The following is a 23,807-nucleotide window of genomic DNA, read 5'->3' on the forward strand; positions in this document are numbered from 1 at the left end:
ATCATCCCGAGTCTTGAGATGATCGCACCGGAGCAGAATGGCCGCCATCGAAACCCCCGTTTGCGACTTCGGCCTTCAGGCCATCCCGTTCGAACTTCCCGGTACCGACGGCGGCATCTGGACTCTGGACCGGTGCCGCGGCCCGCATGGCCTGCTGGTCATGTTCATCTGCAATCACTGCCCGTACGTCAAGGCGATCCGCGACCGGCTGGTCCGCGACATCGCCGAACTCGCCGCCTGCGGCATCGGCGCGGTGGGCATCATGTCCAACGATCCGGCCGACTACCCGGAAGACTCCTTCGCGAACATGCAGGCCGTTGCCGCCGAGTTCGGGTTCCCGTTTCCGTACCTGTTCGACGAGACCCAGGCTGTTGCAAAGGCCTATGGCGCCGTCTGTACGCCGGATTTCTTCGGCTACAACAGCCGGCTCGAACTGCAGTACCGCGGCCGCCTCGATGCGAGCGGCCGGGCCGCCGCGCCAGACGACGCGCCGCGCGAGCTGCTGGATGCAATGAAGCAGATCGCGAACACCGGCCTGGGCCCCGAACACCAGATTCCCAGCATCGGCTGCTCGATCAAGTGGCGCGCCGCAAGCTGATTTCCTTTCCCCCACCTTCCAGGAGAATTCAATGACTTTCCTCCGCATGACCGACCTCGACCTCAAGGGCAAGCGCGTGCTGATCCGCGAGGATCTGAACGTGCCGGTCAAGAACGGCAAGGTCACCAGCGACATTCGCATCCGCGCCAGCGTGCCGACGATCAAGGCGGCAATGGAGGCCGGCGGGCGGGTCATGGTGATGTCGCATCTCGGCCGTCCGACCGAGGGCGAATATGCCGAAGAGTTCTCGATGCAGCCGGTCGCCGAACGCCTGGGCGACTTGCTCGGCAAGCCGGTCACGCTGGTCAAGGACTGGCTGGGCGGCGTGGACGTGGCCCCGGGCGAGGTCGTGCTGTGCGAGAACGTCCGATTCAACAAGGGCGAGAAGAAGGACAATCCGGAACTGGCGCAGAAGATGGCGGCGCTATGCGACGTCTACGTGATGGATGCCTTCGGGACCGCGCACCGCGCCGAGGCCTCGACCCATGGCGTCGGGGTGCACGCACCGGTCGCCTGTGCCGGCCTGCTGCTGTCGGCCGAGCTGGATGCACTCGGCAAGGCACTGAGCCACCCGGCGCACCCGCTGCTGGCCATCGTCGGGGGCTCCAAGGTCTCGACCAAACTGACCGTGCTCGATTCGCTGTCGACCAAAGTGGATCAACTGATCGTCGGTGGCGGCATCGCCAACACCTTCCTTGCCGCAGCCGGCTATCCGGTCGGCAAATCGCTGTGCGAAGTCGACCTGATCCCCGAAGCCAAGCGCCTGATCGAGGCCGCGAAGGCCAAGGGCGGCGAGATCCCGATCCCGACCGATGTCGTTTGCGCCAAGGAATTCGCCGAGACCGCTGCAGCAACGGTCAAGAAGGTCGCCGACGTGGCCGAGGACGACATGATCCTCGATATCGGCCCGGAAACCGCAGCCTACTATGCCGAGCTGATCAGAAAGGCCGCTACCATCGTCTGGAACGGTCCGGTCGGCGTGTTCGAAATCGACCAGTTCGCTGAAGGCACCAAGACGGTGTCGCTGGCCATCGCCGAAAGCGCCGGCTTCTCGATCGCCGGCGGCGGCGACACGCTGGCGGCAATCGATAAGTACGGCATCAACGACAAGGTGTCCTACACCTCCACCGGAGGCGGCGCCTTCCTCGAGTTCCTCGAAGGCAAGGTGCTGCCGGCGGTCGCGATGCTCGAAAAGCGCGCGGCAGGCGGCTGAGGCTCGTCCAGACCATTCTAGCCAGGATCCGCTGCGGGAGGCCGCGAGCCTCCCGCAACCCGAGATCACCCCAAGCGCGGCAGCGCGGCCAAGTCGACGTAACCACCACGCTGTGAACAAGACGCGACAGAGCGTTGTCAAAACGCTGTACAGCAGCGCGAGCTTTGGGCGATACTAGTTTCCCCCTTACGCAACGCCGAGCCGTCCAGAGGTAGTTTCATGGCAAGAGTGACAGTCGAGGATTGCCTCGACAAGGTCGAAAACCGTTTCCAACTCGTCCTGCTGGCCGCCAAGCGCGCGCGGCAGATCGCACGCTACCCCGACGATGCCAAGGTTCCCTGGACCAACGACAAGCCGACGGTGGTTGCCTTGCGGGAAATCGCCGCCGGGGAGATTGGTCCTGCCTACCTGCATGAGGCGCCAAAGCCCGATCGTTTCGTGATCGAGCGCCCGATGCCGCCGGTGCATTTCGACGACCACGCCGATTTCGACGACGACATTTAACAGCCGGACGTTTTGCTGCCCTCGACGCGTGGATTAGACTCAACCCAAGCTTAACCACGCCGACATGGTCACCCTCACGGAACCCCTGCCGACCGCGATGATCCGGATCATTTGGGCGGTGTCATACAGGCCTGGGCTCTTCCTCAACCACTGCCCGGCCCGCAGCAGACCCGGGCCGTCATGATCATCCCGCTGTCACGCACGGAAGCGCCTGAACTCCCGCAGGACAAACTGGCGAGGCGGCTCACCGGGATCGCCGCGTCGTACCTCGACGCACCGCAGATCGCCGACATCTTCCGCGCCTACGAGGCCGCGCGCACGGCGCACGAGGGTCAGTTCCGGCTCAGCGGCGAACCGTACATCTGCCATCCCCTATCGGTGGCATTGATACTCGCCGAGCTCCGTATGGATGCCAAAGGCATCATGGCGGCAATCCTGCACGACGTCATCGAGGACACACCGGTCACCAAGGAGCAGCTGCGCCAGGATTTCGGCGACGAGGTGGCCGAACTGGTCGACGGCGTCAGCAAGCTGACGCAGCTCGACTGCAAATCCAGCGCTGAAGCGCAGGCACAGAACGTGCGCAAAATGGTCCTGGCGATGATCAAGGACCTGCGCGTGATCATGGTCAAGCTCGCGGACCGGCTGCACAACATGCGTACGCTGGAGGCGATGAGCCCGCCGCGCCGCCGCCGCATCGCCCGCGAAACCCTGGATATCTACGCCCCGATCGCCAGCCGGCTGGGCATGAACGAGGTCCGGATCGAACTGGAAGACCTGGGCTTCGCGGCGATGCACCCGCTGCGCTATCGGGTGCTGCAGCAAGCCGTCCGCAAGGCGCGCGGCAACCGCAAGGAAGTCATGGCGCTCATCGAGAGCAGCGTCAAGAAGCGCCTCGAACAGGCCGGCATCGTCGGCTACCAGGTCATCGGCCGGGAGAAGCACCTGTTCAGCCTGTATCAGAAAATGCGGAGCAAGCGGCTGACGTTCCAGCAGGTGCACGATTTCTTCGCGTTCCGGATCGTCGTCGGCAACGTCGACGAATGTTACCGCTCGCTGGGCATGGTGCATAACCTCTACAAGCCGGTGCCCGGCCGCTTCAAGGATTATATCGCCGTCCCTAAGGGCAACGGCTATCAGTCGCTGCACACCGTGCTGATCGGGCCGCATGGGATGCCGCTCGAGATTCAGATCCGGACGCGCGCCATGAATCAGGTCGCAGAATCCGGCATTGCGGCACACTGGCTGTACAAGTCCGACAGCGAGCTCGGCGACCGCAGCCAGGCCCGCGCCTATGAGTGGCTGCGCAACCTGCTCGAAATCCAGCAAACCGCCGGCGACTCGCTCGAATTCCTCGACAACCTGAAGGTCGACCTCTTCCAGCAGGAAGTGTACGTGTTCACCCCACGCGGCAAGATCATCAAGCTACCGCGCGGCGCGACCGTCGTCGACTTCGCCTATTCCGTCCATACCGATATCGGCAATGCCTGCGTTTCAGCCCGCATCGACCGCGCGCTGGTGCCGTTGCAAACCACCCTCGAGAACGGCCAGACCATCGAGATCGTGACCGCCCCGTGGGCACGTCCGAACCCGATGTGGCTGAGCTATGTCGTGACAGCGAAAGCGCGGGCCGCGATACGCAGCTACCTGAGGAATTTCAAGAAGCAGGAAGCCATTGCGCTGGGCCGTCGCCTGCTCGAGAAGGAACTCGCGGCCCAGGGCACGACACTGGAGGATCTGCCCGGCGACCATATCCACCAACTCCTGACGAGTCTGGACCTCCCGTCACTCGATGCGCTGCTGGAAGACCTTGGCCTTGGCAACCGCCTGCCATTCCTGATCATCAAGCACCTGGTTCAGGATGAAGGCGGTCCCGACGCGACCCAAGGATCGCGAAAGAGGACACGCTCCCCGCTCGTGATCAAGGGCACCGAAAACATGGTGGTGAACCTCGGCAAATGCTGCCGCCCGATTCCGGGCGATCCGATCATCGGTTTCTTCAATCCGGGCAAGGGCCTGGTGATCCACCAGAGCGACTGCAAGAACGTCACCGAACTGCGGATGAAGCAGATGAACTGGGTGGACGTCGAGTGGGATAAGCAGGCCAGCGGCGACTTCCCGGCCGTGATCCGGCTCGAACTGCTCAACCAGCCCGGCACGCTGGCCCAGGTCGCGGCAAGCATCTCCCGGATGTCCGCCAACATCGAAAACGTCCAAATCACGAATCAGGACAACCAGATATCGACCGACATCATTACACTCAGCGTCCGCGACCGGGCCCACCTGGCCAACGTGATGCGGGAACTGCGCAAGCTGTCGGTCGTTACGCGCATAACACGCGTCAAATCGGAAACCAAGAAAACCCGCAGGCATGACTAGGCAAGTGATTCACACCGATCAGGCCCCCGCCGCGATCGGCACGTATTCGCAGGCGATCCGGACCGGCGACACCGTGTATTTGTCCGGCCAGATCCCGCTGGACCCGGCCACGATGGAGCTGGTGCCCGGCCCCATCGACACACAGATACGACGTGTGCTGGACAACCTGCAAGCGGTCGCCTCTGCCGCTGGCGGAGACCTGTCCGACATCGTCAAGCTGAACGTCTACCTAACCGATCTGGCGCATTTTCCGCTGGTGAATGCGGTCATGTCGGACTATTTCACCCAACCCTACCCGGCCCGCGCCGCGATCGGCGTCGCGTCGCTACCGCGCGGCGCCGCAGTCGAAATGGACGCGATACTGGTCCTCGGTCAATAGCCCTACGCCGGTGCCGGCGCCGGCCCTGGAATCGCTGCCGATCGACACCCTCAAGGGGATCGGCCATGCGACGCGCGAGCGACTCGGCAAGCTGGGCCTCCTCACGCTGTTCGATCTGCTCGTTCATCTGCCGCTCCGCTACGAGAACCGGACGGAGCTGACGCCGATCGCCGCCCTGGTGCCCGGCGCTCGCGCTCTGGTCAACGCCCGCGTCGCCGGTATCGAAGCAGGCCGAGGGCGACGTCGATCGGTTGTCTGCCGCCTGGAGGATGAGACCGGCACCCTGTATATCCGGCTGTTTCATTACAGTGCGACGCAGCTGTCGCGCTTCATTCCGGGCGCGCAAATCCAGTGTTTCGGCGAGGTTCGCATCGGCTTGCTCGGAGCGGAGATGATCCATCCGGAATACCGCTTCCCCACTCCAGATGGAGCAAGCCCAACCGAAACGCGCCTGACCCCCGTCTACCCGATCGCCGAAGGGTTGCGCCAGCGCACCTTCCGCGGCTTGGTCGAACAAACCCTGCAACGACTGGACTCGGGCAGCGCCAGTCTGCACGACCCGCTCGCCCACCAGCCTGGCCCGACACCCGCTCACCCCCCGCTGCCGGAAGCGCTGCACCTGCTCCACCAGCCGGGGACAAATGACGCAGAACGCACCGACGCAGCACGCGAACGCCTTGCCTTCGAGGAACTGCTCGCCCATCGCCTCAGTATGCTCAGACGACGCGTCGAGGGTCGCCAGCAGTCAGCGCCGGTGCTTGCGCTCGACATCCGGACCCGCCAGGCCTTCGAGTCGCAGCTACCGTTTGCCTTGACCGCTGCGCAGCAGCGCGTATCGGCCGAGATCGGGCAAGACCTGCAACAAACCGCGCCGATGATGCGCCTGCTACAAGGCGACGTCGGCTCCGGGAAGACCGTCGTCGCGGCACTCGCTGCGCTGACCGCCGCTGCGTCGCAATGGCAGACGGCGCTTATGGCACCCACGGAGTTACTAGCCGAACAGCACTTCGCGAACCTGAGTGGTTGGCTAAAGCCACTCGGCGTCGAGATCGTGCTGATGCTGGGCCGGTACAAAAGCAGCCAGCGCGAAGAACGGCTGGCCCGTGTCGCCGAAGGCCGCGCTGGTGTCGTGATCGGCACCCATGCCCTGTTCCAGCGCCATGTCGCGTTCCATCGGCTGGGGCTTGTCATCATCGACGAGCAGCACCGCTTCGGTGTGCACCAGCGACTCGCCTTACGCGCAAAGGGCGACACCGGCACCCTAGTCCCCCATCAACTGATCATGACCGCGACACCGATTCCCCGAACACGCGCGATGATCGACTATGCCGATCTTGATCTGTCCATCATCGATGCTTTGCCCCCGGGGCGGACGCCGGTCCGCACGATCGCGATGCGCGGCGATCGCCGGGAGGAAGTCGTCGGACGCATCGCCGACTGGGTCGGCAAGGGACGGCAGGCCTATTGGGTCTGCGCCCTGATCGAGGAGTCGGAGACGCTGCAGTGCGAGGCGGCGGAAAAGACGGCGAAAGACCTCTCGGCAGCGCTGGGCGGGATCCGCATTGGCCTGGTCCATGGACGGATGAGAAGTGCCGACAAAGAGAGTGTCATGCAGGCATTCAAGCGCCACGAGTTCGACCTGCTGGTTGCGACGACCGTGATCGAGGTGGGGGTCGATGTTCCGAACGCGGGCTTGATGATCATCGAAAACGCGGAGCGCTTCGGCCTGTCCCAACTGCATCAGTTGCGTGGCCGCGTCGGCCGCGGTGCCGGCGACGCCTTCTGCGTGCTTTTGTATCAACCGCCGCTGGGCACCACTGCCCGGCAACGCCTCGACATACTTAGGGAGTCGAACGATGGCTTCGCGATTGCCGAGAAGGACTGGGAGCTACGCGGCTCGGGTGAACTGCTTGGCACCCGGCAGACCGGTAGCGGCAGCTTCCGCGTCGCCACTCTGCCAAGAGACGCCTGGATGCTGCCGCGGGTGGCCGAGGCCGCCGACCGGGTCGGCGCTGAGGATCCCACCGTTCCCGCTCTGCTGCATCACCGCTGGATCGGGCGCTCGATTCAGTATGCCGAGGTATGACCGGGAACCTAACCGAGTAGCTGCCTGTCCCAATCCTGCCACTCACTACTTTTGCCATACCAAGGCGATACTACGCGCCCGATATCACAGACGCGACTTCGGGTCAGCCGGCTCCCCCCAGAACACCAGAACACCAGAACACCAGAACACCAGAACACCAGAACACCAGAACACCAGAACAAAGGACAGCACCGCTCAGGCACGCTAACATAGCGCGACCACCGTAAATGGCGGCAGGCAGGTCCGACCCGCACGGCGGAACACATCAGGAACTAAGGAACAGGAGAAGCACCGTATGACACATTCCGACAGGAACACGACCAGACGACACCTAGTGTTTATCTTCGGTGCCCTGTTGTCCTCACTCAACGCCGCTCTTGCCGAAACCGATATGCAAATGCAGGAAAAGGCTCTCAAGGCACGTGAACAGAGCCAGGGTGGTGAGATGGATCATTCAACGCACCTGAATCCCAATCAATTGCCAGGTCAATTCCGGGGCGTTTTTTATGGTTACCTTCCCTGTCATGAACAAGACTGCAATGGCATCAAAATGACCCTCTCCTTGAATGCCAAGGATAAATATCTTTTGGTCATACAGCCTGCAAAGCCCCAGAACCGGGAGTCCTTCGAGAAAGGAAAATATCAGTGGGATGATGCGGCCGGAGTTCTGACGCTTACACCAAACAAGGATGCCCCGCAGCGTCGCCTCGCGATCAAGGGGGAGGAAACGCTGCTCTACCTAACCAGCGATGGCGCACATATGAGCGGAGACCAGGACAGATACCTGCTGCAACGAAGCGATAAGGCAAACAATCGCACCATGCACGTGCATTGAGCGATCAGATCCGACAGAGGCCTCGATTATCCTATCCACGAGCAGGCGGGAGATGTGGCTCATCACGCAAACGCGAAACTGGATAGGTTGCCATCCCTTGGCATCCCGCCAACGATTGCCTTATCGAGTCATTTTTCCCTGGAATACCAGTAGCGCGCACCCTTGTTAGCCGTCGGTATCGCCAAACATGCTCGCGTGCCCCCCTTTCGCTCCGAAAACAGAGCCTGACAGGTGGCACGACTGGCGCAGAACTCACAAAACCGACGAATAAAGATCGCGCAACACAAGGCGGCGCCATGCGGTATCGATGCATCGCGGCAGCGCGATTGTTTGCAAAAAAAGCGTATTGAAGTCGGCCCTTCTCTGTCGAAGCAGGATCATGAAGACGTCGAAAGACAAGACGCCACACCGCGCCAGAATCATCCAAACGGGCGGAAACTCAGCGTCGAGACCACCGAGATTCTTATTCCAGTCATAGATCTGATGAATCCTGTCTGGCAATTCATGGCGGACGCTGAGCCAGTTGAAATAGGGATCAAATGATCGGCTTGCATCAGCCCAGGTCTCATACTGATACAGCTACTGATAATGTCGCGTGAAGAAGGAATTCGCATGTCCTTGATGAGGATCATCGATAACCCGAAACGCAACTTCATTGAGTTCAGAGAAAGTCAACATTCTCTGCTTCCTCATTGAGCCCATACACTTTTTTACGACGCTGACCAACCCCATTTGCAGGATTCATGCGCGCTACGTCACTGTCAAACAGAAGAATTGGAGTATCGTAGCATCAGTGACAAAGGCGAGCCGGACCACTGTCGGCGTCGTCCGCGCAGCATTGGTATCGCCGCGAGCCCAGATCGGCATCTATGAAGGCAGATGCGGTACCGAGGTTGAAGTTGATCCCGCGCCACCGGAATCAGGATTCGGCTCCTATCGACGACGACTCATGGACTTCCACCTCCGGCATTCCCATGGAATAGCCAGTTCCAGTAAGCCCTTGAGCACCGCTGCCCCAGAAGAACCTGATCCCGACGACCTCTCCTCCGAGATATCAGCGCATCCAACGACCAGCAGCTGGCAGGGCATGTAATTATCTCTCGTTACGAAGACCCGAAATCCGGCAACAGACGGGAGAAAAACCCCGGCCGGGAACGGCCCTTTTCGGTGATGACACGTCGCGCCTCGACCATTTCCTCTTTCAACCGCGTGTCGGAAGTCCGGGCGCTGGCTCGGATAGGCGCCCGCTCGGCCCTCTCCAAAAAGGTATGGGCCTGCGGGTATTCCCCTTGGTCTATCAAGAAGTCGGCCATGAAGAAGTTGGCGTCGATCGCTGCGGGAAAAAGGTTCACGGCGTTCGTCAGATACTGCCGCGCCCGCGCGTCGTCACCGAAAGAGATCGGCCAGCCCGGCATTCGCCAGTACAGATTGCCCAGCGCAATGTAGGCCGCACCCTCCATGGCCTTGGGATCCAGGTCAACGGCCTGCGTCAGGAGTTGCCGGGCCTGATCGATACGACTCAGGGAATCGAGGCCCCAATCGACGCCGGCCAGGGAGCAAAGCGTTACGGCGGTCACGATGCGCGGTTCAGCCCAGGTGGGGTTGGCGGCCTTGAAAGCTTCCGCACGAGCGAGCAGGTCGACAAGGCGCCGCGCCTTACCGGCTTCGTTGGCATCGTAGAAGATCTCGGCCCACTCCTGATCCAACCGTTCGGCGAGAGCGACGACATCCGGCGGCGCGCCTGCCATGCCAGGTGCAACGTAGGCGATCAGAAGCGGGACCAGGGCGAGCCACCGGCGTTCAGGTTTCATGCAATGCACCGCGGTAGTGGCGCCCCCGAGTGCCAGGACTCCCGCGGCAGCTAGCCTGATCCGCGCGACCGTCACGCCCTGGTCCGGAGACGCTCAGGGGAACAGGATGAACATAACATACCCGAAGAACAGCATCAGATGAACGATGCCCTGCAGCAGGTTGGCCGAGCCGCTAACGAAGGTGAGCATGGCACTCAACAGGGTGGCGGCCAGAAGGGTCGCGTCCTTGCCCGCGAGCCCCAGCGTCAGCTGCATATCGAGCCATCCGGCAGCGAGCAGCACCGCCGGCACGGTGAGCCCGATCGTGGCGAGGGAGGATCCCAGGCAGATGTTCACGGCGCGTTGCATCCGGTTCGCGAGCGCGGCGCGCAGCGCACCGGCTCCCTCGGACATCAAGCCGAGACTGGCGATGATCAGCCCTCCGAGCGCCGTCGGCGCGCCGAGTTCATCGATCCCGTAATTGATTACGCGGCCCAGAAACTTCGCCAGCAACAACACCGGAAGCAGCGATGCAACAAGCTCAAGGGCATTGACGGCGACCTCCCGGCGATCACTGCGCAGGGTTGCGGCCGAAAGCGGCCGACTGCTCTGGTCGGCACGGCCTACGTCGAGGTGATCGAAATACGACCGGTGGCGCCCCGTCTGGATCAGCAAAAACAGCGCATAGACCACGAGACACAGGCCACCGAGAAACGCCTCCTGATGCGGCGCCAGTGTCGGGCCGGGTGTCGAACGCGTGTAGTTCGGCAGAATGAGCAACATCAGCGACAGCGGGATGATCAGGTGCAGGAAGGACAAGGCACCTCGCAGATTGAAGCTCTGTTCGCGATGCCGCCAGGCACCGCCCGTGAGCGCCAGCCCCACCAGTGCGTTCATCGACAACATCAGCGTCGCGAAAACCGTGTCGCGCAACAGGGTGGGATTCTGGCGCCCCTCCAACATGACCGCCAGCATCAGGCTGCCCTCGATCAGGGTCGCGGACAAGGTCAGAATGAGGGTTCCGACAGGTTCGCGAAGCAGTTCGGCCAGACGATCCGCACGACGAACCACGGAGGATACACAGCCCAGCATCACTCCGAAGATCGCCACACCGTAGCCCAGCGCCGTCGCTGGATCGGTGTCCAGCGGCAGATGGAGCGACTCTGTCTTGAGCAGCCCCCACAACAGCCAGCCGACGCCGATCGGCACCAGACCCCAGAAATGCGGGGCGTGGCCCCGCTTCAGCGGCGTCTGGGGCTTCGTGGTCGTGGAGTCGTGCATGGATACCCTCGCGGTGATGGGGCGCAGCCCAGCCGGTACCTCTCTCAGGAACCGCCAGCAAGTCGAACGGAAGGAACCCGCGGTCCGCCACTCATTCGGATACTGCACCGCTAGGGTACAGGCCCATCAGCACCGCTGAAAGTGAAAGCCACCCGGCGATAGCAACTGATCGGATTGCACGCCGGAGGGTGGGTCCGACACCGGGCAACGCGTTACACTGCGGCGCACTGTCAAAGGACCCAGCGCCCCCCCAACACCTCAAACCGATGTGGACCAAGACCGAAGTTTCCGCGCCGCCTCGCGATTTCGGCGACGCATCGTACGACGTCAGCGAACTCGTCAGCGGCGCGGTGCATTGTTGGCACTTCGACATCGATGCAACGGTCTCGCCCGCCGGCGCGCTGGGCGCCTTGCTGTCCGAGCAGGAACTGCGCCGCAGCGCGCAGTTCAAGGACCCCGCTTCGCGCCGGCGCTTCATGGCGTCCCGCGCGACGCTCAGGATCGTCCTCGGCCGATACCTGCGCATGGAGCCGCGTTCTGTGGTCATCACCGCAGGGGCGCACGGAAAGCCGCAACTGGCCGATTCGGACGGCGCCCGCGGCCTGGTCTTCAACCTATCGCATACGGCGGATCGCGGGGTCTTGGCGCTGGCGTGGGACGGGCAGATCGGTATCGACCTTCAGGCGTGGCGGCAAATCCGGCATGTCGATCCCTTGTTGCAGCGCTGCTGCGCCGAGAGCGAAAGGGCCTGGCTTCGCAGTCTGGACCCGGCACGGCAGACGGCGGCGCTGTTCCGCCTGTGGACACTGAAGGAGGCCTTCTGCAAAGCCATCGGTCGAGGCCTGGCCTACGGACTGCAACGCTGCGTCTTCGAGTGCGCAGGCCCAATACCACGGCTGATCGCGCCGGCACCGAAACCGGACGTTGCGTGTTCATGGCATTTCGCCGAATTGCCATTGCCGGCCGGAATCAGTGGTGCGGTCGCGCTGGACCGCCCGATGGCTCAGCCAAGGGAGTACAAATTCGCACCCGGCAGGCTGCTGCTGCCCGCTTAGCACAGCCGCGCGGCCAGACCCCGCTCCGACGGCCCTTCGCGGGACACGCGGGAAGCACCGCTTTCGCCGTCGGCCAGCCGACCGCTCGCGGAGCGCTGTCGCGAGAGAGACGATGTGATAGTATTCAACGATTAGCGGCGATGGGCCGGTGGGCAAGCCCGCCGGGGTCACCATCCCGATCGAACACCGAACCCCCTTCGTCCCGCCCCTGAGCGGCGTCTTCGGCGCTGTCGCGTCGGACCGCGGGAACTGTGTCGCGTTGATTTTTCCTCAGATTAAAGTTCGCAGAGGTATGCCGATGAAACTAGAGTGGGTCCTGGCCAAGGTGCTTAAGTTCTTCACGTTCGTGTTGTTCATGTTCATGGTGCTGGTGTATTTCGGCTTTCTGCTGTTGCTCCCGCTCGACGTCATGACCCAGCTGACCCGGATCTTCAGCGCGATCGGTCTCCCGACGGTCATCGCTGCGGCACTCGGCATCGGTGGCGTCGGCTACCTCGGCTACCGGATCTATCAGTTGCCCCAGTTGTACCAATTGGTCATCGATATCGGCATGGAGCTGATCGCCTTCGGTCAGGCGCAGTTGCGCCGCTTCGATCCGCTGATCGAGGACAGCAAGCCTGCGACCAGCGACAGCCCGACCACGGCCTGACCAGCTCCGGGCGGGTCGGTACACCGGCCCGCCGATCCCGAACCCGACCCGTTCCGGCAGGGCCGCCAAGCCCTCCATTCCGTCATTTCCGTCGAGTAACTGTGTAGCCAACCACTCATGAGTTCCTCCGGCCACGATTCCCTGCTCGCCGACTGGCGCCCCCGCGCCCTCGCCCTCGAATCCGCCATCAAACAATGCCTGATCGGCATGGACGGCCCGATTCGGCACATCACGCTGGCGATCTTCGCCCGCGGCCATGTGATGCTCGAGGGCGACGTCGGCGTCGGCAAGACGACCCTGCTGCGTGCCGTTGCGCGCGGCATCGGCGGCGCCTACGAACGGATCGAGGGCACCATCGACCTGATGCCCAACGATCTGGTGTACCACACGTACATCAACGAAGACGGCAAGCCCCAGGTCGACCCCGGCCCCATCCTGAAGCACGGCCCGGAACTGTCCGTGTTCTTCTTCAATGAGGTCAACCGGGCGCGTCCCCAGGTGCACTCGCTGCTGTTGCGCGTGATGGCCGAGCGCAGCGTGACCGCATTCAACCGCGAGCATTTCTTCCCGCATCTGCAGGTCTTCGCCGACCGCAACCGGGTCGAGAAGGAAGAAACCTTCGAGATTCCGTCCGCCGCGCGCGACCGTTTCCTGATGGAATTGCACATCGAAGCGCCTGAAGACCAGGCGGAGCGGCTGGAACTGATGTTCAACCCGCGCTTCCACGACGTCGACAAATTGCTCGAGAGCATCGAGCCCGGCGTGCTGCCGTATCGGGAGATCGCCGGTCTGGCGCCGATCATCCAGGAATCGGTGCGTGCCAGCGACGCTTTGCAGCAGTACGCGCTCGCCCTGTGGGAGGCGACTCGAAAGCCCGCGGCCTATGACGTCGCAATCGGCAACCTCGACATGGATCAGCTGATTCTGGCCGGCGCGAGCGCGCGCGGTGTCAGCATGATGATGCGCGCGGCCCGCGTCGCGGCCTGGCTGGACGGCCGGGATTATCTGGTGCCCGAAGACATCCGTGGCGTGTTTCGCGAAACCACGGCGCACCGCGTATTCTTACACCCGGTCTATGAACTGCGGCGCTCGGAATTGATCGGCGAACTGATGACCGGCATCCTGAACAACGTCCCAGCGCCTTGATCGCTGAATTTCATTATCCGATCCGCTGGCGGTCGTTCCGGGTTCATCCCGGTCACCACCGCAGCAGCCAGACCGGGGGCAGCGACGAGTTCTACGGCCACGCGCCGCTGATGGCCTACCCCGAGCCGCGCCATATCGACGTGCATGCGACGCTGCACGATCCCTTCGGTCAGTTCATGGTTCGCGTGTTCCGCCAGCGCAGTTCGGTACCGGTCCAAGTCGTGGCCGACGTCTCGGCCTCAATGGGTTTCGGCGAACGCTCGGGCAAGCTGGCCCGCATTGCCGACTTCTGTGCGGCGGCGGCCTATTCCGCTTTCCGGACGGGCGATCCGTTCGGCTTCCTGGCCTGCGACACTGCGCTGCGCTCGGATCTGTGCCTTCCGCTGCGGTGGTACAAGGGCCTGCCCGAAGACTTCCGGAACAGCTTGTCCACGCTGGAACCCGACGGAAACTCATCGGTCGAGGGCCTGTGCGCCGCCGCCGCGCAACTCGGGCGACAGCGCAGCCTCGTGTTCCTAGTATCCGATTTTCACCTCGGTGCGGACGAAACGAACCGGGTGCTCGACGCCTTCGTGCACCACGATGTCGTTCCGATCGTCGTGTGGTCGGACACTGAATACCAGAAGCTGCCCGCTTTCGGCTGGATCAATCTCGCCGATCCCGAAACCGGCCGGCAGCGCCGCCTGTTCATGCGTCCGAGCCTGCGCGAGCGTTTCATGGAGAATTTTCGGAACCGCCGCGACGAGTTGAACCGCATCTGCGGACGCCATGGCCGGCGACCGTTTTTTCTCGATGATCCGTTCGACGCCGATGCGCTGACGCGCTATTTCTTGACGGAGTAGCCAGACCCATGGCCCTGATGCGTTCGATTGCGCTGATGCTATGCCTCGCCGCCGGGGCCCTGCGGGCCGAGACGGCCGCCCCGCACCTTGAGCTGCAGGCCTCGCGCGATTTCGGCTACACATTGGGCAGTCTGATCGAGCATCACCTCCGGCTGTGGCTGCCGGACGGCGCCGAATTGGTGACGCCGCTGCTGCCCAGCCCCGGCGCAGTCAACGACTGGCTGGACCTCCGTACCCTCCGCTGGAAGCAGGAGAGTGCCCACGTGGTGCGGATCGACGTGACCTACCAGGTTTTCAAGGGCGTACGCGATCCGGAAACGGCGGTGATCCCGCCGCTCGCGATCGCCTACCGCGTCGGCGGAACGAATGCCGAGATCCATACGCCGGAATGGTCCTTCGGCCTGATCCCGATGATCCCGCCGGCCACACCCGACGACAAGGTCATGCTCCGCGGGGATGCGCATGAACGGCAATTCCCGGCGCAGTCGGCGTTCTACCGGTTCGTCGCTTTCCTGTCCGCCGCGGCGCTCGGAGCCCTGGCGCTGGCTTTTCGTTTCGGCCTGATTCCCGGCCTGGGCCGGCGTCGCCCGTTCGCCGACGCCTGCCGGCGCATCGCGCGGCTGCGCTCAGCCAGCCCCGACGTCCGACTGGATGCCGGTCTGCGTGCCATTCACGAGGCGCTGGCCAAGACGCACGGCAAGCCAGTGTTCCCGGCGATGCTCGATGCGTTCTTCGAGGCCCGACCGGTCTTCGCTCCGTTGCGTGCGGAGTTCGAGGCCTTCTTCGATGCCTCGCAGCGCCATTTCTTCGAACCCGGTGCGGAAGAAGCCGACAACTCGGCCCATTGCCAGGCGCTCGAAGGCTTTTGCCGTCGCTGCGCCCGACTGGAACGCAGCGCGTGACGAACGTCGGTTTCGCGATGCCGTGGCTGCTGCTCGCGGCGCTGTCGGCGCTGATTCCGTGGCTGGCCAGCGGCCAGCGCCCGCTGCATTATTCCAGCCTTACGGTCGCGCCGACCGACCGTGTCTCGACCCTGATCGACCGCGCGGTGAAGCTGTCCGCGAGTCTCGGATTGATCGCACTTGTGGTCGCCGTCGCAGGACCCTATCGGCGTGAACAGACCGTGGAGCGCCTGGGCTTCGGCGCCGAAATCGTGCTGCTGATCGATCGCAGCAGCAGCATGAACGAGAGTTTTGTCGGCCGCTATCTCGGCGGCGCCGCGCGGGAAACCAAGGGCGCCGTCGCCCGCGAGATCCTGACCGATTTCGTCACGCGCCGGAAGGACGATCTGTTTGCGGTGGTCGCGTTCAGCGCCGCGCCGATCTATGTGCTGCCTCTGACGCAGGACCGCGGGGCCGTGTCGGCCGCCGTGCGCAGTTCGACCGAGCGCGGCCACGGCATCACGAATATCGGCTCGGGTCTCGCAATGGCGCTGGATTTTTTTGAAGGTCGCCGCAACGGGGGAGCGCGTATCATCCTGCTTGTATCGGATGGCGCGGCGCGGATCGAGGAAGAAACGCGCGAACGGCTGCACCAGGCCTTCTCGGACACCGATGCTCGGCTGTACTGGATCTATCTCCGTAACCGCACGGGTGTCCATCTGGATGCGCCGCCCGAGAATCCCGGGGAGTCGACGACACCCGAGTATTTTCTGCACCAGTTTTTCCAGACCCTTGGCAGCCCCTATCGCGCCTACGAAGCCGAGAATGCCGATGCGCTGCGGCGTGCGGTCGCCGACATCGAAGCGCTGGAGAACGACCCCCTGCCCTATCTGGAAAAAATCCCGCGGCAGGATCTTGCCACCTACGGCTATGTCGCCGCACTGGTGTTTCTGTTGCCACTGCTCGCTTCGCGCGCCCTGGAGGTCGACCGATGGCGTTTCTGAAAAAGCTGCTTCCGGGCACGCCGGTGCTCGGCCTTGCGACCCTGGCGTTCCTGGGCCTCGCCGCCTACGAGGGACTGGCATGGTCCCGCTTCGAACGCGACAACCGCGCGCTTGCCGAGCCTGGCCGGATCACGCTCACCGACGCCACGGACCCGGAACTGGTCTTTGCCGCGGCCCGGGCGCAAGCGGCTCGCGGCAACGACCAGGAAGCGCTGCGGCTGTACAACACCGTCCTGCGCGAGGGCACACCCGAATTCCGCGAGCGCGTCCACTACAACATCGCCAACCTGTACCTGCGTGAAGCAGCCCCGCTGTGGAATGCGGTCGGCGTGCTCGAATACGCGCGCGTCGACACGCTGGTCGCGCTCGCGAAGGAGAGCTACCGCGCCGCGCTGCGCCTGAATCCGGACGCCTGGGATGCGCGCTACAACCTCGAATACGCACACCGCATCACGCCGCCGCCGAAGGAACGGGCAAAGAGCGACTTCCAGGGTTCCAAGAGCAGCGTGTTCGCGACCATGCCAAGCCTGCCCGGAGGCGGTCCGTGACAAGCGGCGACCGCCCCTTCCGGTGGCGGCTTTGGCTGGCAGTACTGGCCGCGGTGCTGACCGCGGTGGCGATCGCGCATCCGCGCGTCCCGTTCGAGCGCAACGTGTTTCGGTACTTCTTCGTGATCGACATCACGCAGAGCATGAACGTCCGTGACTACCACGTCACCGGACAGCCCGCCGACCGGCTCGGCTTCGTCAAGCAGACGCTTGCCGAGGCACTGTTCGAGTTGCCCTGCGGTTCGGAAGTCGGCCTAGGCCTGTTCACGACCCGCAACGCCGAGTTGCTGTTCGAGCCGCTGGAAGTCTGCGAGCACCTGCCCATCATCACCGATGTGCTCTCGCATATCGACTGGCGCATGGCCTGGGCGGCCGACAGCTACATCGCGACCGGGCTGTATAACGCGCTGCGCCAGGTCGGCCAGCGCAAGCCGGCAACCCGGCTGGTGTTCCTGTCGGACGGCCAGCAGACACCCGACGAAGCGATCACGCCACCCTTCATGGGCAAGGCCGGCGAGGTCAAGGGCGTGGTGGTCGGCGTGGGCGGCTCGCAGCCGATGCTGGTGCCGAAGCTCGACCGCGAGAACCGGCAAACCGGCTACTGGGAAAACGCCGACCTGACCGCCCCCGAGGATCGCACGCCCACCCAACAATTCGAAGCGCAGGCGATACCGGAGACCCCGCCGAGCGGGTTCTACCTGTCGCGCCTGCACGAGGATCACCTGAAGCGGCTCGCCGCGACCACCGGACTGGACTATCTGCGGCTGAACCGCGCGGAGGATCTGCGGCACGCGCTGCGTTCCGACAAATATGCCGAACCGCAGCGCGTGCAGGTCGATCTGGCGCCGCTGCTCGCCGGCCTGGCCTGGCTGCTGCTGATCGCCAGTTACTGGCGCATGCCGCGCCTGCGTCGGCCGGCGGTCGCGCGATGACGGAGACGCCCGAGTTGGCCGCGCCGACCGATCCTGCAGGCGAACCGCAGCCGGCACGCATCCGCAGTTTCGTCCGGCGCCAGGGGCGGATCACACCGGCCCAGCGCAAGGCACTGGACGAGTTGCTGCCGCGCTTCGGTCTGGACCCATCACTAGCACTCACTCCCCGCGCCACCTTCGGGCGTGACGCGCCGGTGTTCGTCGAGATCGGCTTCGGTAATGGAGAAACCCTGGCGCACCTGGCCGAAATCCAGCCGGAACACGACTTCATCGGCATCGAGGTCCACCCGCCCGGCATAGGCCACCTGTTGCTGGAACTGGAACGCCGCGGCCTGGGTAACGTGCGGGTCTATACCCACGATGCGGTCGAGGTGCTGGAGCGCTGCGTTCCGGATGCATCGCTGTCGGGGCTGTTCGTCTTTTTTCCGGATCCCTGGCACAAAAAGCGGCACCAGAAGCGGCGGCTGCTCAACGCGGAATTCGTCCGCCTCGCCGTCGGCAAGCTCCGCGCGGGCGGACTCTTCCACGCCGCAACCGACTGGGAAGACTATGCCCACCAGATGCTGGAAGTTCTGGGCGCGTGTCCGGAACTGGTCAATGCCGATCGATCCGGCGGATTCAGCGAACGCCCCGCCTATCGCCCCGAGACCAAATTCGAACGCCGAGGGCAGCGCTTGGGCCATGGCGTCTGGGATCTCGTCTTTAACCGCAGCGCCCTGACTGCCGGCGGGAACTCAACCTGATAGAGCGTGGTTGGTCGGTTACCACGCGCACTCCGCCGGTCGCACCACCTCAGCAACTCCCGCAGGCACCGGGCGTCTCAGCGCAAGCCGCATCAACCAAAAGTTTGATATTCGTCGACAGGAACGGACTCGCGCCCATCTGCTTGATCGCCCGGTCGGTGTAGCCCCAACTGGTGACCCCGACCACGGTGTTCGGGGCGGCGTCCGCACCACGCGTCGTGCCGCTCAATACCGCGACGCGGCCGAAGTTCACCAGCAAGGGCCCACCGCTCGCCCCGTTGGTCTGGCGACTGCCGATGACCGTGTTGTTGGCCAACAGGAAGCTGATGTAGCCCTGTGAGTCGGTGCGCTGCATCATCTGCCCGTCGTCGTGCGACAGGGGATACCCGAACTGCGAGATCAAGGCCTGATTCTCGTCGGTGAAGCCGTAGCCATCCCAGCCGATGCGATACCAACCGGCATGATCGCCGGCATAGTCATCCGTGCATAAGCTGCCAGGCTTGGCGGTCAGCGTGATCACTGCCATGTCGCTCTCACAGATGACACCGGGGCTGTGCGCGACACACGCGTCGGAGCCATCAAGGTAGGCCTTGGGGACAAGGACCTGCTTCGCCCGCCAGGTCCCGAACGGCGCAACGCCCCGAAGATAGGCGGGGACGAAACGAATGGTGTCGAATGCCTGTCCTCGCCCAAACCTCGCAACGCAATGCGCTGCGGTAACGACCAGCCCCCGTTTGATCAGCGCTGCGGAGCAATACAGCGTCTGACCTGCGACCTTCACGAAAAGCCTTCCGCTCTCGCTGAAAGGGTGGAATCGGGAAACCGGGTTACCCCTCAGGTCCACGCGGGAAGTCGTAAAGGGCTGACCGGCTTGGCCGAAGGCCTGAGGTTCGATGCCACCTTCCCCATCATGCCGCTGGGACGCCTGCAGCCGATGGCGCGGGACAATCACCTCGGGCACCGTTTTGCCATCCCCTGGGCTGCCCGCGGAGGAAGCGGGGTTGAGATTTCCGGCAGCGCGTCTCGCCGAAGGCGCGCCCATTCCCGTGAGCGCATCGACTCCGGGAAGAGGCACCGCCCGGGCGTTGGCGTAATCGCCGACGGTCATCCTGCCGTCGCCCCGCGGTGACAAACGCTCGGTTGCCCCCCCGGCGACCGCCACCCGGTCGGCGACCAGGCAGGCCAGCAGCGAGAGACCAGCGCATTGCAGATTGGGCTTCAACATATCCCCATCACCTCCGATGACGCGAATTCCCCGTGTCGCTGCGCGACTCTTTCACGTTAACCAAAATGGCTTGCGATCACGAACCAGTTGACCAGTGCCAGCAAGATGATGGCCAGGGAGAGTCCGAATTGAAACCGGCGGTCGATGACATCGAGAGAGCGGACAACGTCCGGCCTCTCCTCCTCGGACGCCAGATGCAGCCGATTGGAACCCCAAAGAAATAGCGCGAACAGGATCAGGTTCACGAAATAACAAAGGTTGTAGATGACGTCCATGAACGTGATGTAGGGGAGCTCAGGCAATTTGTCCCGGTAACCCTGCTGCAGGAATATCAGGGTCAGCAAGGCCATCGGAGGGATCCCGAGGCGTACGTCCCAGAGCGAGGCCGACAGCATCGGCGAAAACAGCACCAGCGCCATAAGGACGATCAGGGGCAGGAACAGGGTCAGCAAGGCCGAGTTCACGGACCTTTGGTAAGACACGACGAATGACACCTGACCCGTTCGATGAGAGTGGCTGTCGACATTACCCAAACCGAAATCAGTCGCGTATTCGCGAACCCCCGAGGCGACGTGGAAACCGACCGTGCGGTAACCGACAACGCTGACATAGGAGGCCACCCCCGACGCCGTCCGGTCCGGCAGCAGGTTGAGAACCAGTCGATCCGGTTCGGTGCCCAATTCGTACAATTCGAACACCAGCGGTAGCCGGACCGTTTGGAATGGAAACCGGTGAAAATCCAGGTCATTCACGTAGAAATGCCCCGAGAAACGGAACGCCTGGTATAAGCGGCCATCGCTGAGCCGCAGAGGCTCCTTCTGCCGCGACTCCAGGGAGAAATCATAATCGTCGATACGGTTGACGAAATGCAGCAGATCGGCTAGTACCAGTTCCCGTTCTGTCAACAGACGAGCGACCTGCTCCGGAAAAATCAGCCATACCGTGCCATCCGCATCGAACGTTCCATCGTCGGACGAAAACAGGTAGACGTTTTCGAGATACGCCCCGATCTGTATCGGAATACCCTCGGTGGTCCGCACCTCACCCGCCACCGGGGTGACCCGGTCGCCCAGTTCAAGCTCCGGTGATTCCAGCAGCCCGGTACGGATCAGGATGACGGCAGCAATGCAAAAGACCACAAACAGGCCGAACGCGGTCGCGACCGAACGGTCCCGGCCTGGAGGTCCAAAAAAATGTCTCATGACGCGATTCAGCGTGCGGTAAATTGGGAAAGGGGCGACGGGCCCTGTGGTGGTGATGGTAGAGGCACGCGGCCCGGGATCGTACCGCGCACGACACCGAATCTCCCCCTGTCGGCCAAACGCTCGCGTGGCATCATGGCGACACGCCGTCATCAATCTTGAGCAACCGATGCACCACAGACAGTACCTCCCGTCCCCGATTTCGCGACGGACGCTTTCCAGGAACCTGCTCATCGCAGTCGCGCTCGGGTGCTCGGGATGCTCGACACCCATCGGCGTCACGCGCGTGACGCCGGAGGAATCGTATCAGATCGCATCGCGTAATCCGCTAACCAACGCCGAACTCAGCAATGACGCCAAGGCTGTGCTGCACCGCTACAACCTGGGCGATGTGTACGAGTCGGATCCTTGGCAGGCCATCATGCAACTGCACCGGATTGCACTGAAGGATGACCGGCGGGATGTCTTGTACGCGCTGGCTGAACTCAGCTATGCCCAGGGCGAGCAGGTGTCTTCGAGCCGGACCGAGCAACCGGCGCAGCGTGACCTGTTCCTGCAATCGGCAATCTATGCGTTCCTTTATCTGTTGGGCGATGGCGCCGAACCAGCACCGACACCTTACGACCACCGCTTTCGGGAAACCTGCGAACTCTATAACCGCGCGCTGGCCCGAGCCTTTGCGAGCGGTGATGATGGCAGGGCGGAATTCATTGGGAGAGCGCGAACCGTCGCGGGCAAGTCTTTGCCGGTACTGATCGACAACAGCCGGCTTGGGTGGAAGACATCGGACTTCGAGTCCTTTCTTCCGGCCGACGCGTTCGATGTGCACGGTTTCTCGATTCGCAACCGCACCCCCGGTATGGGCGCGCCGCTCATCGGCGTCATGAAGAACACCGAGGAAGCCCCCAACGGCGGCGCCCTGCCGCTGACGGCATTCTTGCTGCTGGAGGGCGGCCTGCGCGATCTGGAGGCCGGTCGAGCCAAAGCGCGACTGGAGCTTTACTCCGCTTACGACGACCATGCGGTGAACTTCAAGGGCAAGGAAGTCCCCCTGCAATCAGATACCACGGCCCCGCTCGCCTATCGGCTGAATGATCCGGAAATCTGGAATCTGGGCCTGAAGCGCTTCCTGTTCGGGGAGGACATCAAGCACCATGTGCTGTTCGTCCAACCCTATCAACCCGGGCGGATTCCCGTGGTCCTCGTGCACGGCACGGGGAGCAGCCCGGTATGGTGGGCCGAGATGGTCAACATGCTGCGCAGCGACCCGACGATCCGCAAGCGCTACCAGTTCTGGTTCTATCAGTACACCAGCAACCTGATGCTGGCGGCCTCGGGTGCCGATCTGCGCGATGCCTTGACCGGCATGGTCACGCGCCTCGACCCGGCGGGACAGGATCCAGCGATGCGCCAGATGATCGTCATCGGACACAGTCAAGGGGGGCTGCTGACGCACATGACCGCGGTGAAGACCGGCGACGAGTTATGGCGTTCGGTCAGTGATAAGCCGGTCGCGGCGCTGGACGCCAGCCCCGAAATCAAGCAGAAGATCGAGCGCTCGATGTTTTTCGAGCCGCTGCCTTTCGTCAAGCGCATCGTCTTCATTGCGACACCGCATCGCGGCAGCTTCCTGACCAAGAGCTGGGTCCGCAGGCTGGCCCGAAACTTCGTCACGCTTCCCACGACCCTCATTCAGGGAGGAGCGGACGGTATCGCACGCCTGACCGGGCAATTGAAGGTTCCTGACGAGATTCGCGACAAGGTGCCCACCAGCGTCGACGGCATGGCGGAGCACAATCCCGTACTGGAGACGCTGCTCAGACTCCCGCTGGGCCCTGACATCAAGGCCCATTCCATCATCGCCGTGCTGCCCGGTGAAGCGATACCAACGGGCAACGACGGGGTCGTGGAATACCGCAGCGCCCACCTCGACAAGGTTGAATCCGAACTGGTGGTTCGTTCCGGACACTCTTGTCAGGGGCACCCCGCGACCATCGAGGAAGTGCGGCGGATCATGATCGAACACCTGGGGCACCCTGCCTCCGGAGATCTGTCGGTCAATGCGGCGGCGCTTCCTGTCGACACGGGCAGACGATGAACGGCGCGCGCGCATCGTCCTGCGTCCTCCGGCGCTTTTGGCAACGTGCCGCAGCGCCCCGCAATTGCCCCGGATCCCACGGTGGGGGAACGCCGCTCCAAGCACTGCCGCTTCTCCTGACAGGCAGCGCGACTATCGAATTGGGATCCGGCGCACCAGCCTGACCCCGCTTGAGGCGGACGTCCCCGCCACGGCGACGCGCTGGGCTGAAAGCCGAATTCCTCCACGCGGCGCCACGCCCCGAGCCTACCCACTCGAAAGAACGCACGAGATGGATGCCCCCGTGCGGGAAAACCGACTCGGGCCTGGCGGGTTTCAGTGGTATTCTGTTAACGTGACTTAACAGGCTGGTGAAAAACTCCGAAGGCGTTGTGTGGCGGGGGCTCCGGCGTTCTGGACGGGGTAAAATACGGTATC

Annotated in this window: 22 protein-coding genes; 18 read left to right on the forward strand and 4 right to left on the reverse strand. The window is 63.3% G+C overall.

Going from position 1 to position 23,807, the window contains the following annotated elements; all coding sequences use genetic code 11:
- The first annotated feature begins 37 nt into the window (after positions 1–37).
- From ACW73L_RS20030 to ACW73L_RS20065, 8 genes are all read left to right on the forward strand, one after another.
- Positions 38–598: a thioredoxin family protein gene (locus ACW73L_RS20030; RefSeq protein ID WP_498924339.1), complete on the forward strand. Its 561-nt coding sequence runs from the start codon at positions 38–40 to the stop codon at positions 596–598.
- Between the two features lie 31 nt (positions 599–629).
- On the forward strand, positions 630–1,811 hold the full coding sequence (locus ACW73L_RS20035) for a phosphoglycerate kinase (protein ID WP_498924340.1): 1,182 nt from the start codon (positions 630–632) through the stop codon (positions 1,809–1,811).
- Between the two features lie 219 nt (positions 1,812–2,030).
- Positions 2,031–2,315, forward strand: coding sequence for a DNA-directed RNA polymerase subunit omega (rpoZ, locus tag ACW73L_RS20040; RefSeq protein ID WP_129883303.1), 285 nt, complete (start codon positions 2,031–2,033; stop codon positions 2,313–2,315).
- Positions 2,316–2,495: 180 nt separating this feature from the next.
- Positions 2,496–4,694 carry a RelA/SpoT family protein gene (locus tag ACW73L_RS20045; RefSeq protein WP_129883302.1) on the forward strand — a complete coding sequence of 733 codons (2,199 nt, stop codon included), beginning with the start codon at positions 2,496–2,498 and terminating at the stop codon, positions 4,692–4,694.
- Entirely contained in the window at positions 4,687–5,073 is a 387-nt protein-coding gene (locus ACW73L_RS20050; RefSeq protein ID WP_498924341.1) for a RidA family protein, read from the forward strand. Before ACW73L_RS20045 ends, ACW73L_RS20050 begins: the two co-directional genes overlap by 8 nt.
- A 10-nt stretch (positions 5,074–5,083) precedes the next feature.
- Complete coding sequence (gene recG / locus ACW73L_RS20055; RefSeq protein ID WP_498924342.1) at positions 5,084–7,159, forward strand: ATP-dependent DNA helicase RecG; 2,076 nt, start codon at positions 5,084–5,086, stop codon at positions 7,157–7,159.
- 295 nt (positions 7,160–7,454) lie between these two features.
- Positions 7,455–7,994 carry a copper resistance protein NlpE gene (locus ACW73L_RS20060; protein WP_129883299.1) on the forward strand — a complete coding sequence of 180 codons (540 nt, stop codon included), beginning with the start codon at positions 7,455–7,457 and terminating at the stop codon, positions 7,992–7,994.
- A 231-nt stretch (positions 7,995–8,225) separates the two neighbouring features.
- On the forward strand, positions 8,226–8,537 hold the full coding sequence (locus ACW73L_RS20065; RefSeq protein ID WP_498924343.1) for a hypothetical protein: 312 nt from the start codon (positions 8,226–8,228) through the stop codon (positions 8,535–8,537).
- 560 nt (positions 8,538–9,097) lie between these two features.
- Here the strand turns inward: ACW73L_RS20065 and ACW73L_RS20070 are convergent.
- Together ACW73L_RS20070 and ACW73L_RS20075 are read right to left on the reverse strand one after the other, a co-directional pair.
- Positions 9,098–9,805, reverse strand: a complete 708-nt coding sequence (locus ACW73L_RS20070; RefSeq protein ID WP_498924344.1) for a tetratricopeptide repeat protein — start codon at positions 9,803–9,805, stop codon at positions 9,098–9,100.
- Positions 9,806–9,898: 93 nt separating this feature from the next.
- Positions 9,899–11,065 carry a calcium:cation antiporter gene (locus ACW73L_RS20075; protein ID WP_498924345.1) on the reverse strand — a complete coding sequence of 389 codons (1,167 nt, stop codon included), beginning with the start codon at positions 11,063–11,065 and terminating at the stop codon, positions 9,899–9,901.
- Between the two features lie 266 nt (positions 11,066–11,331).
- Between ACW73L_RS20075 and ACW73L_RS20080 the strand changes: the two genes are divergently transcribed.
- From ACW73L_RS20080 to trmB, 9 genes are all read left to right on the forward strand, one after another.
- A complete protein-coding gene (locus ACW73L_RS20080) occupies positions 11,332–12,120 on the forward strand; it encodes a 4'-phosphopantetheinyl transferase family protein (protein ID WP_498924346.1) in 789 nt (262 codons plus the stop codon).
- A 298-nt stretch (positions 12,121–12,418) separates the two neighbouring features.
- Positions 12,419–12,769: a hypothetical protein gene (locus ACW73L_RS20085; RefSeq protein ID WP_129883294.1), complete on the forward strand. Its 351-nt coding sequence runs from the start codon at positions 12,419–12,421 to the stop codon at positions 12,767–12,769.
- A 117-nt stretch (positions 12,770–12,886) separates the two neighbouring features.
- Positions 12,887–13,915, forward strand: coding sequence for an AAA family ATPase (locus ACW73L_RS20090; protein ID WP_498924347.1), 1,029 nt, complete (start codon positions 12,887–12,889; stop codon positions 13,913–13,915).
- Positions 13,912–14,757 (forward strand): DUF58 domain-containing protein, encoded by an 846-nt coding sequence (locus ACW73L_RS20095; protein WP_129883292.1) that lies wholly within the window; start codon positions 13,912–13,914, stop codon positions 14,755–14,757. Before ACW73L_RS20090 ends, ACW73L_RS20095 begins: the two co-directional genes overlap by 4 nt.
- A gap of 8 nt (positions 14,758–14,765) precedes the next feature.
- Positions 14,766–15,659, forward strand: coding sequence for a hypothetical protein (locus tag ACW73L_RS20100; RefSeq protein WP_498924348.1), 894 nt, complete (start codon positions 14,766–14,768; stop codon positions 15,657–15,659).
- A complete protein-coding gene (locus ACW73L_RS20105; protein WP_498924349.1) occupies positions 15,656–16,642 on the forward strand; it encodes a vWA domain-containing protein in 987 nt (328 codons plus the stop codon). Before ACW73L_RS20100 ends, ACW73L_RS20105 begins: the two co-directional genes overlap by 4 nt.
- The gene (locus ACW73L_RS20110) at positions 16,630–17,190 is read left to right on the forward strand and encodes an MxaK protein (protein WP_498924350.1); all 561 of its coding nucleotides are present in this window, start codon (positions 16,630–16,632) and stop codon (positions 17,188–17,190) included. The genes ACW73L_RS20105 and ACW73L_RS20110 overlap by 13 nt, the downstream gene beginning before the upstream one ends.
- 53 nt (positions 17,191–17,243) lie before the next feature.
- Positions 17,244–18,122, forward strand: a complete 879-nt coding sequence (locus ACW73L_RS20115) for a vWA domain-containing protein (RefSeq protein ID WP_498924351.1) — start codon at positions 17,244–17,246, stop codon at positions 18,120–18,122.
- Entirely contained in the window at positions 18,119–18,865 is a 747-nt protein-coding gene (gene trmB / locus ACW73L_RS20120; protein ID WP_129883288.1) for a tRNA (guanosine(46)-N7)-methyltransferase TrmB, read from the forward strand. The genes ACW73L_RS20115 and trmB overlap by 4 nt, the downstream gene beginning before the upstream one ends.
- 49 nt (positions 18,866–18,914) lie before the next feature.
- On the opposite strand, the gene ACW73L_RS20125 is transcribed toward trmB, so the two are convergent.
- Both ACW73L_RS20125 and ACW73L_RS20130 read right to left on the reverse strand, forming a co-directional pair.
- Positions 18,915–20,090, reverse strand: coding sequence for a trypsin-like serine peptidase (locus ACW73L_RS20125; protein WP_498924352.1), 1,176 nt, complete (start codon positions 20,088–20,090; stop codon positions 18,915–18,917).
- Between the two features lie 56 nt (positions 20,091–20,146).
- On the reverse strand, positions 20,147–21,292 hold the full coding sequence (locus ACW73L_RS20130; protein ID WP_498924353.1) for a ligand-gated ion channel: 1,146 nt from the start codon (positions 21,290–21,292) through the stop codon (positions 20,147–20,149).
- 169 nt (positions 21,293–21,461) lie between these two features.
- Here ACW73L_RS20130 and ACW73L_RS20135 point away from each other — a divergent pair, with 169 nt between their 5' ends.
- Entirely contained in the window at positions 21,462–23,390 is a 1,929-nt protein-coding gene (locus ACW73L_RS20135; protein WP_498924354.1) for an esterase/lipase family protein, read from the forward strand.
- Positions 23,391–23,807: the final 417 nt, after the last annotated feature.

This window comes from Methylolobus aquaticus, assembly GCF_054172105.1.

Bases quoted from the DNA above. Each gene is read 5' to 3' on its own strand.
- ACW73L_RS20030 (WP_498924339.1), top strand. From the start codon at position 38: ATGGCCGCCATCGAAACCCCCGTTTGCGACTTCGGCCTTCAGGCCATC.
- ACW73L_RS20035 (WP_498924340.1), top strand. From the start codon at position 630: ATGACTTTCCTCCGCATGACCGACCTCGACCTCAAGGGCAAGCGCGTG.
- rpoZ (WP_129883303.1), top strand. From the start codon at position 2,031: ATGGCAAGAGTGACAGTCGAGGATTGCCTCGACAAGGTCGAAAACCGT.
- ACW73L_RS20045 (WP_129883302.1), top strand. From the start codon at position 2,496: ATGATCATCCCGCTGTCACGCACGGAAGCGCCTGAACTCCCGCAGGAC.
- ACW73L_RS20050 (WP_498924341.1), top strand. From the start codon at position 4,687: ATGACTAGGCAAGTGATTCACACCGATCAGGCCCCCGCCGCGATCGGC.
- ACW73L_RS20060 (WP_129883299.1), top strand. From the start codon at position 7,455: ATGACACATTCCGACAGGAACACGACCAGACGACACCTAGTGTTTATC.
- ACW73L_RS20070 (WP_498924344.1), bottom strand. From the start codon at position 9,805: ATGAAACCTGAACGCCGGTGGCTCGCCCTGGTCCCGCTTCTGATCGCC.
- ACW73L_RS20075 (WP_498924345.1), bottom strand. From the start codon at position 11,065: ATGCACGACTCCACGACCACGAAGCCCCAGACGCCGCTGAAGCGGGGC.
- ACW73L_RS20080 (WP_498924346.1), top strand. From the start codon at position 11,332: ATGTGGACCAAGACCGAAGTTTCCGCGCCGCCTCGCGATTTCGGCGAC.
- ACW73L_RS20085 (WP_129883294.1), top strand. From the start codon at position 12,419: ATGAAACTAGAGTGGGTCCTGGCCAAGGTGCTTAAGTTCTTCACGTTC.
- ACW73L_RS20090 (WP_498924347.1), top strand. From the start codon at position 12,887: ATGAGTTCCTCCGGCCACGATTCCCTGCTCGCCGACTGGCGCCCCCGC.
- ACW73L_RS20100 (WP_498924348.1), top strand. From the start codon at position 14,766: ATGGCCCTGATGCGTTCGATTGCGCTGATGCTATGCCTCGCCGCCGGG.
- ACW73L_RS20110 (WP_498924350.1), top strand. From the start codon at position 16,630: ATGGCGTTTCTGAAAAAGCTGCTTCCGGGCACGCCGGTGCTCGGCCTT.
- trmB (WP_129883288.1), top strand. From the start codon at position 18,119: ATGACGGAGACGCCCGAGTTGGCCGCGCCGACCGATCCTGCAGGCGAA.
- ACW73L_RS20125 (WP_498924352.1), bottom strand. From the start codon at position 20,090: ATGTTGAAGCCCAATCTGCAATGCGCTGGTCTCTCGCTGCTGGCCTGC.
- ACW73L_RS20130 (WP_498924353.1), bottom strand. From the start codon at position 21,292: ATGAGACATTTTTTTGGACCTCCAGGCCGGGACCGTTCGGTCGCGACC.
- ACW73L_RS20135 (WP_498924354.1), top strand. From the start codon at position 21,462: ATGCACCACAGACAGTACCTCCCGTCCCCGATTTCGCGACGGACGCTT.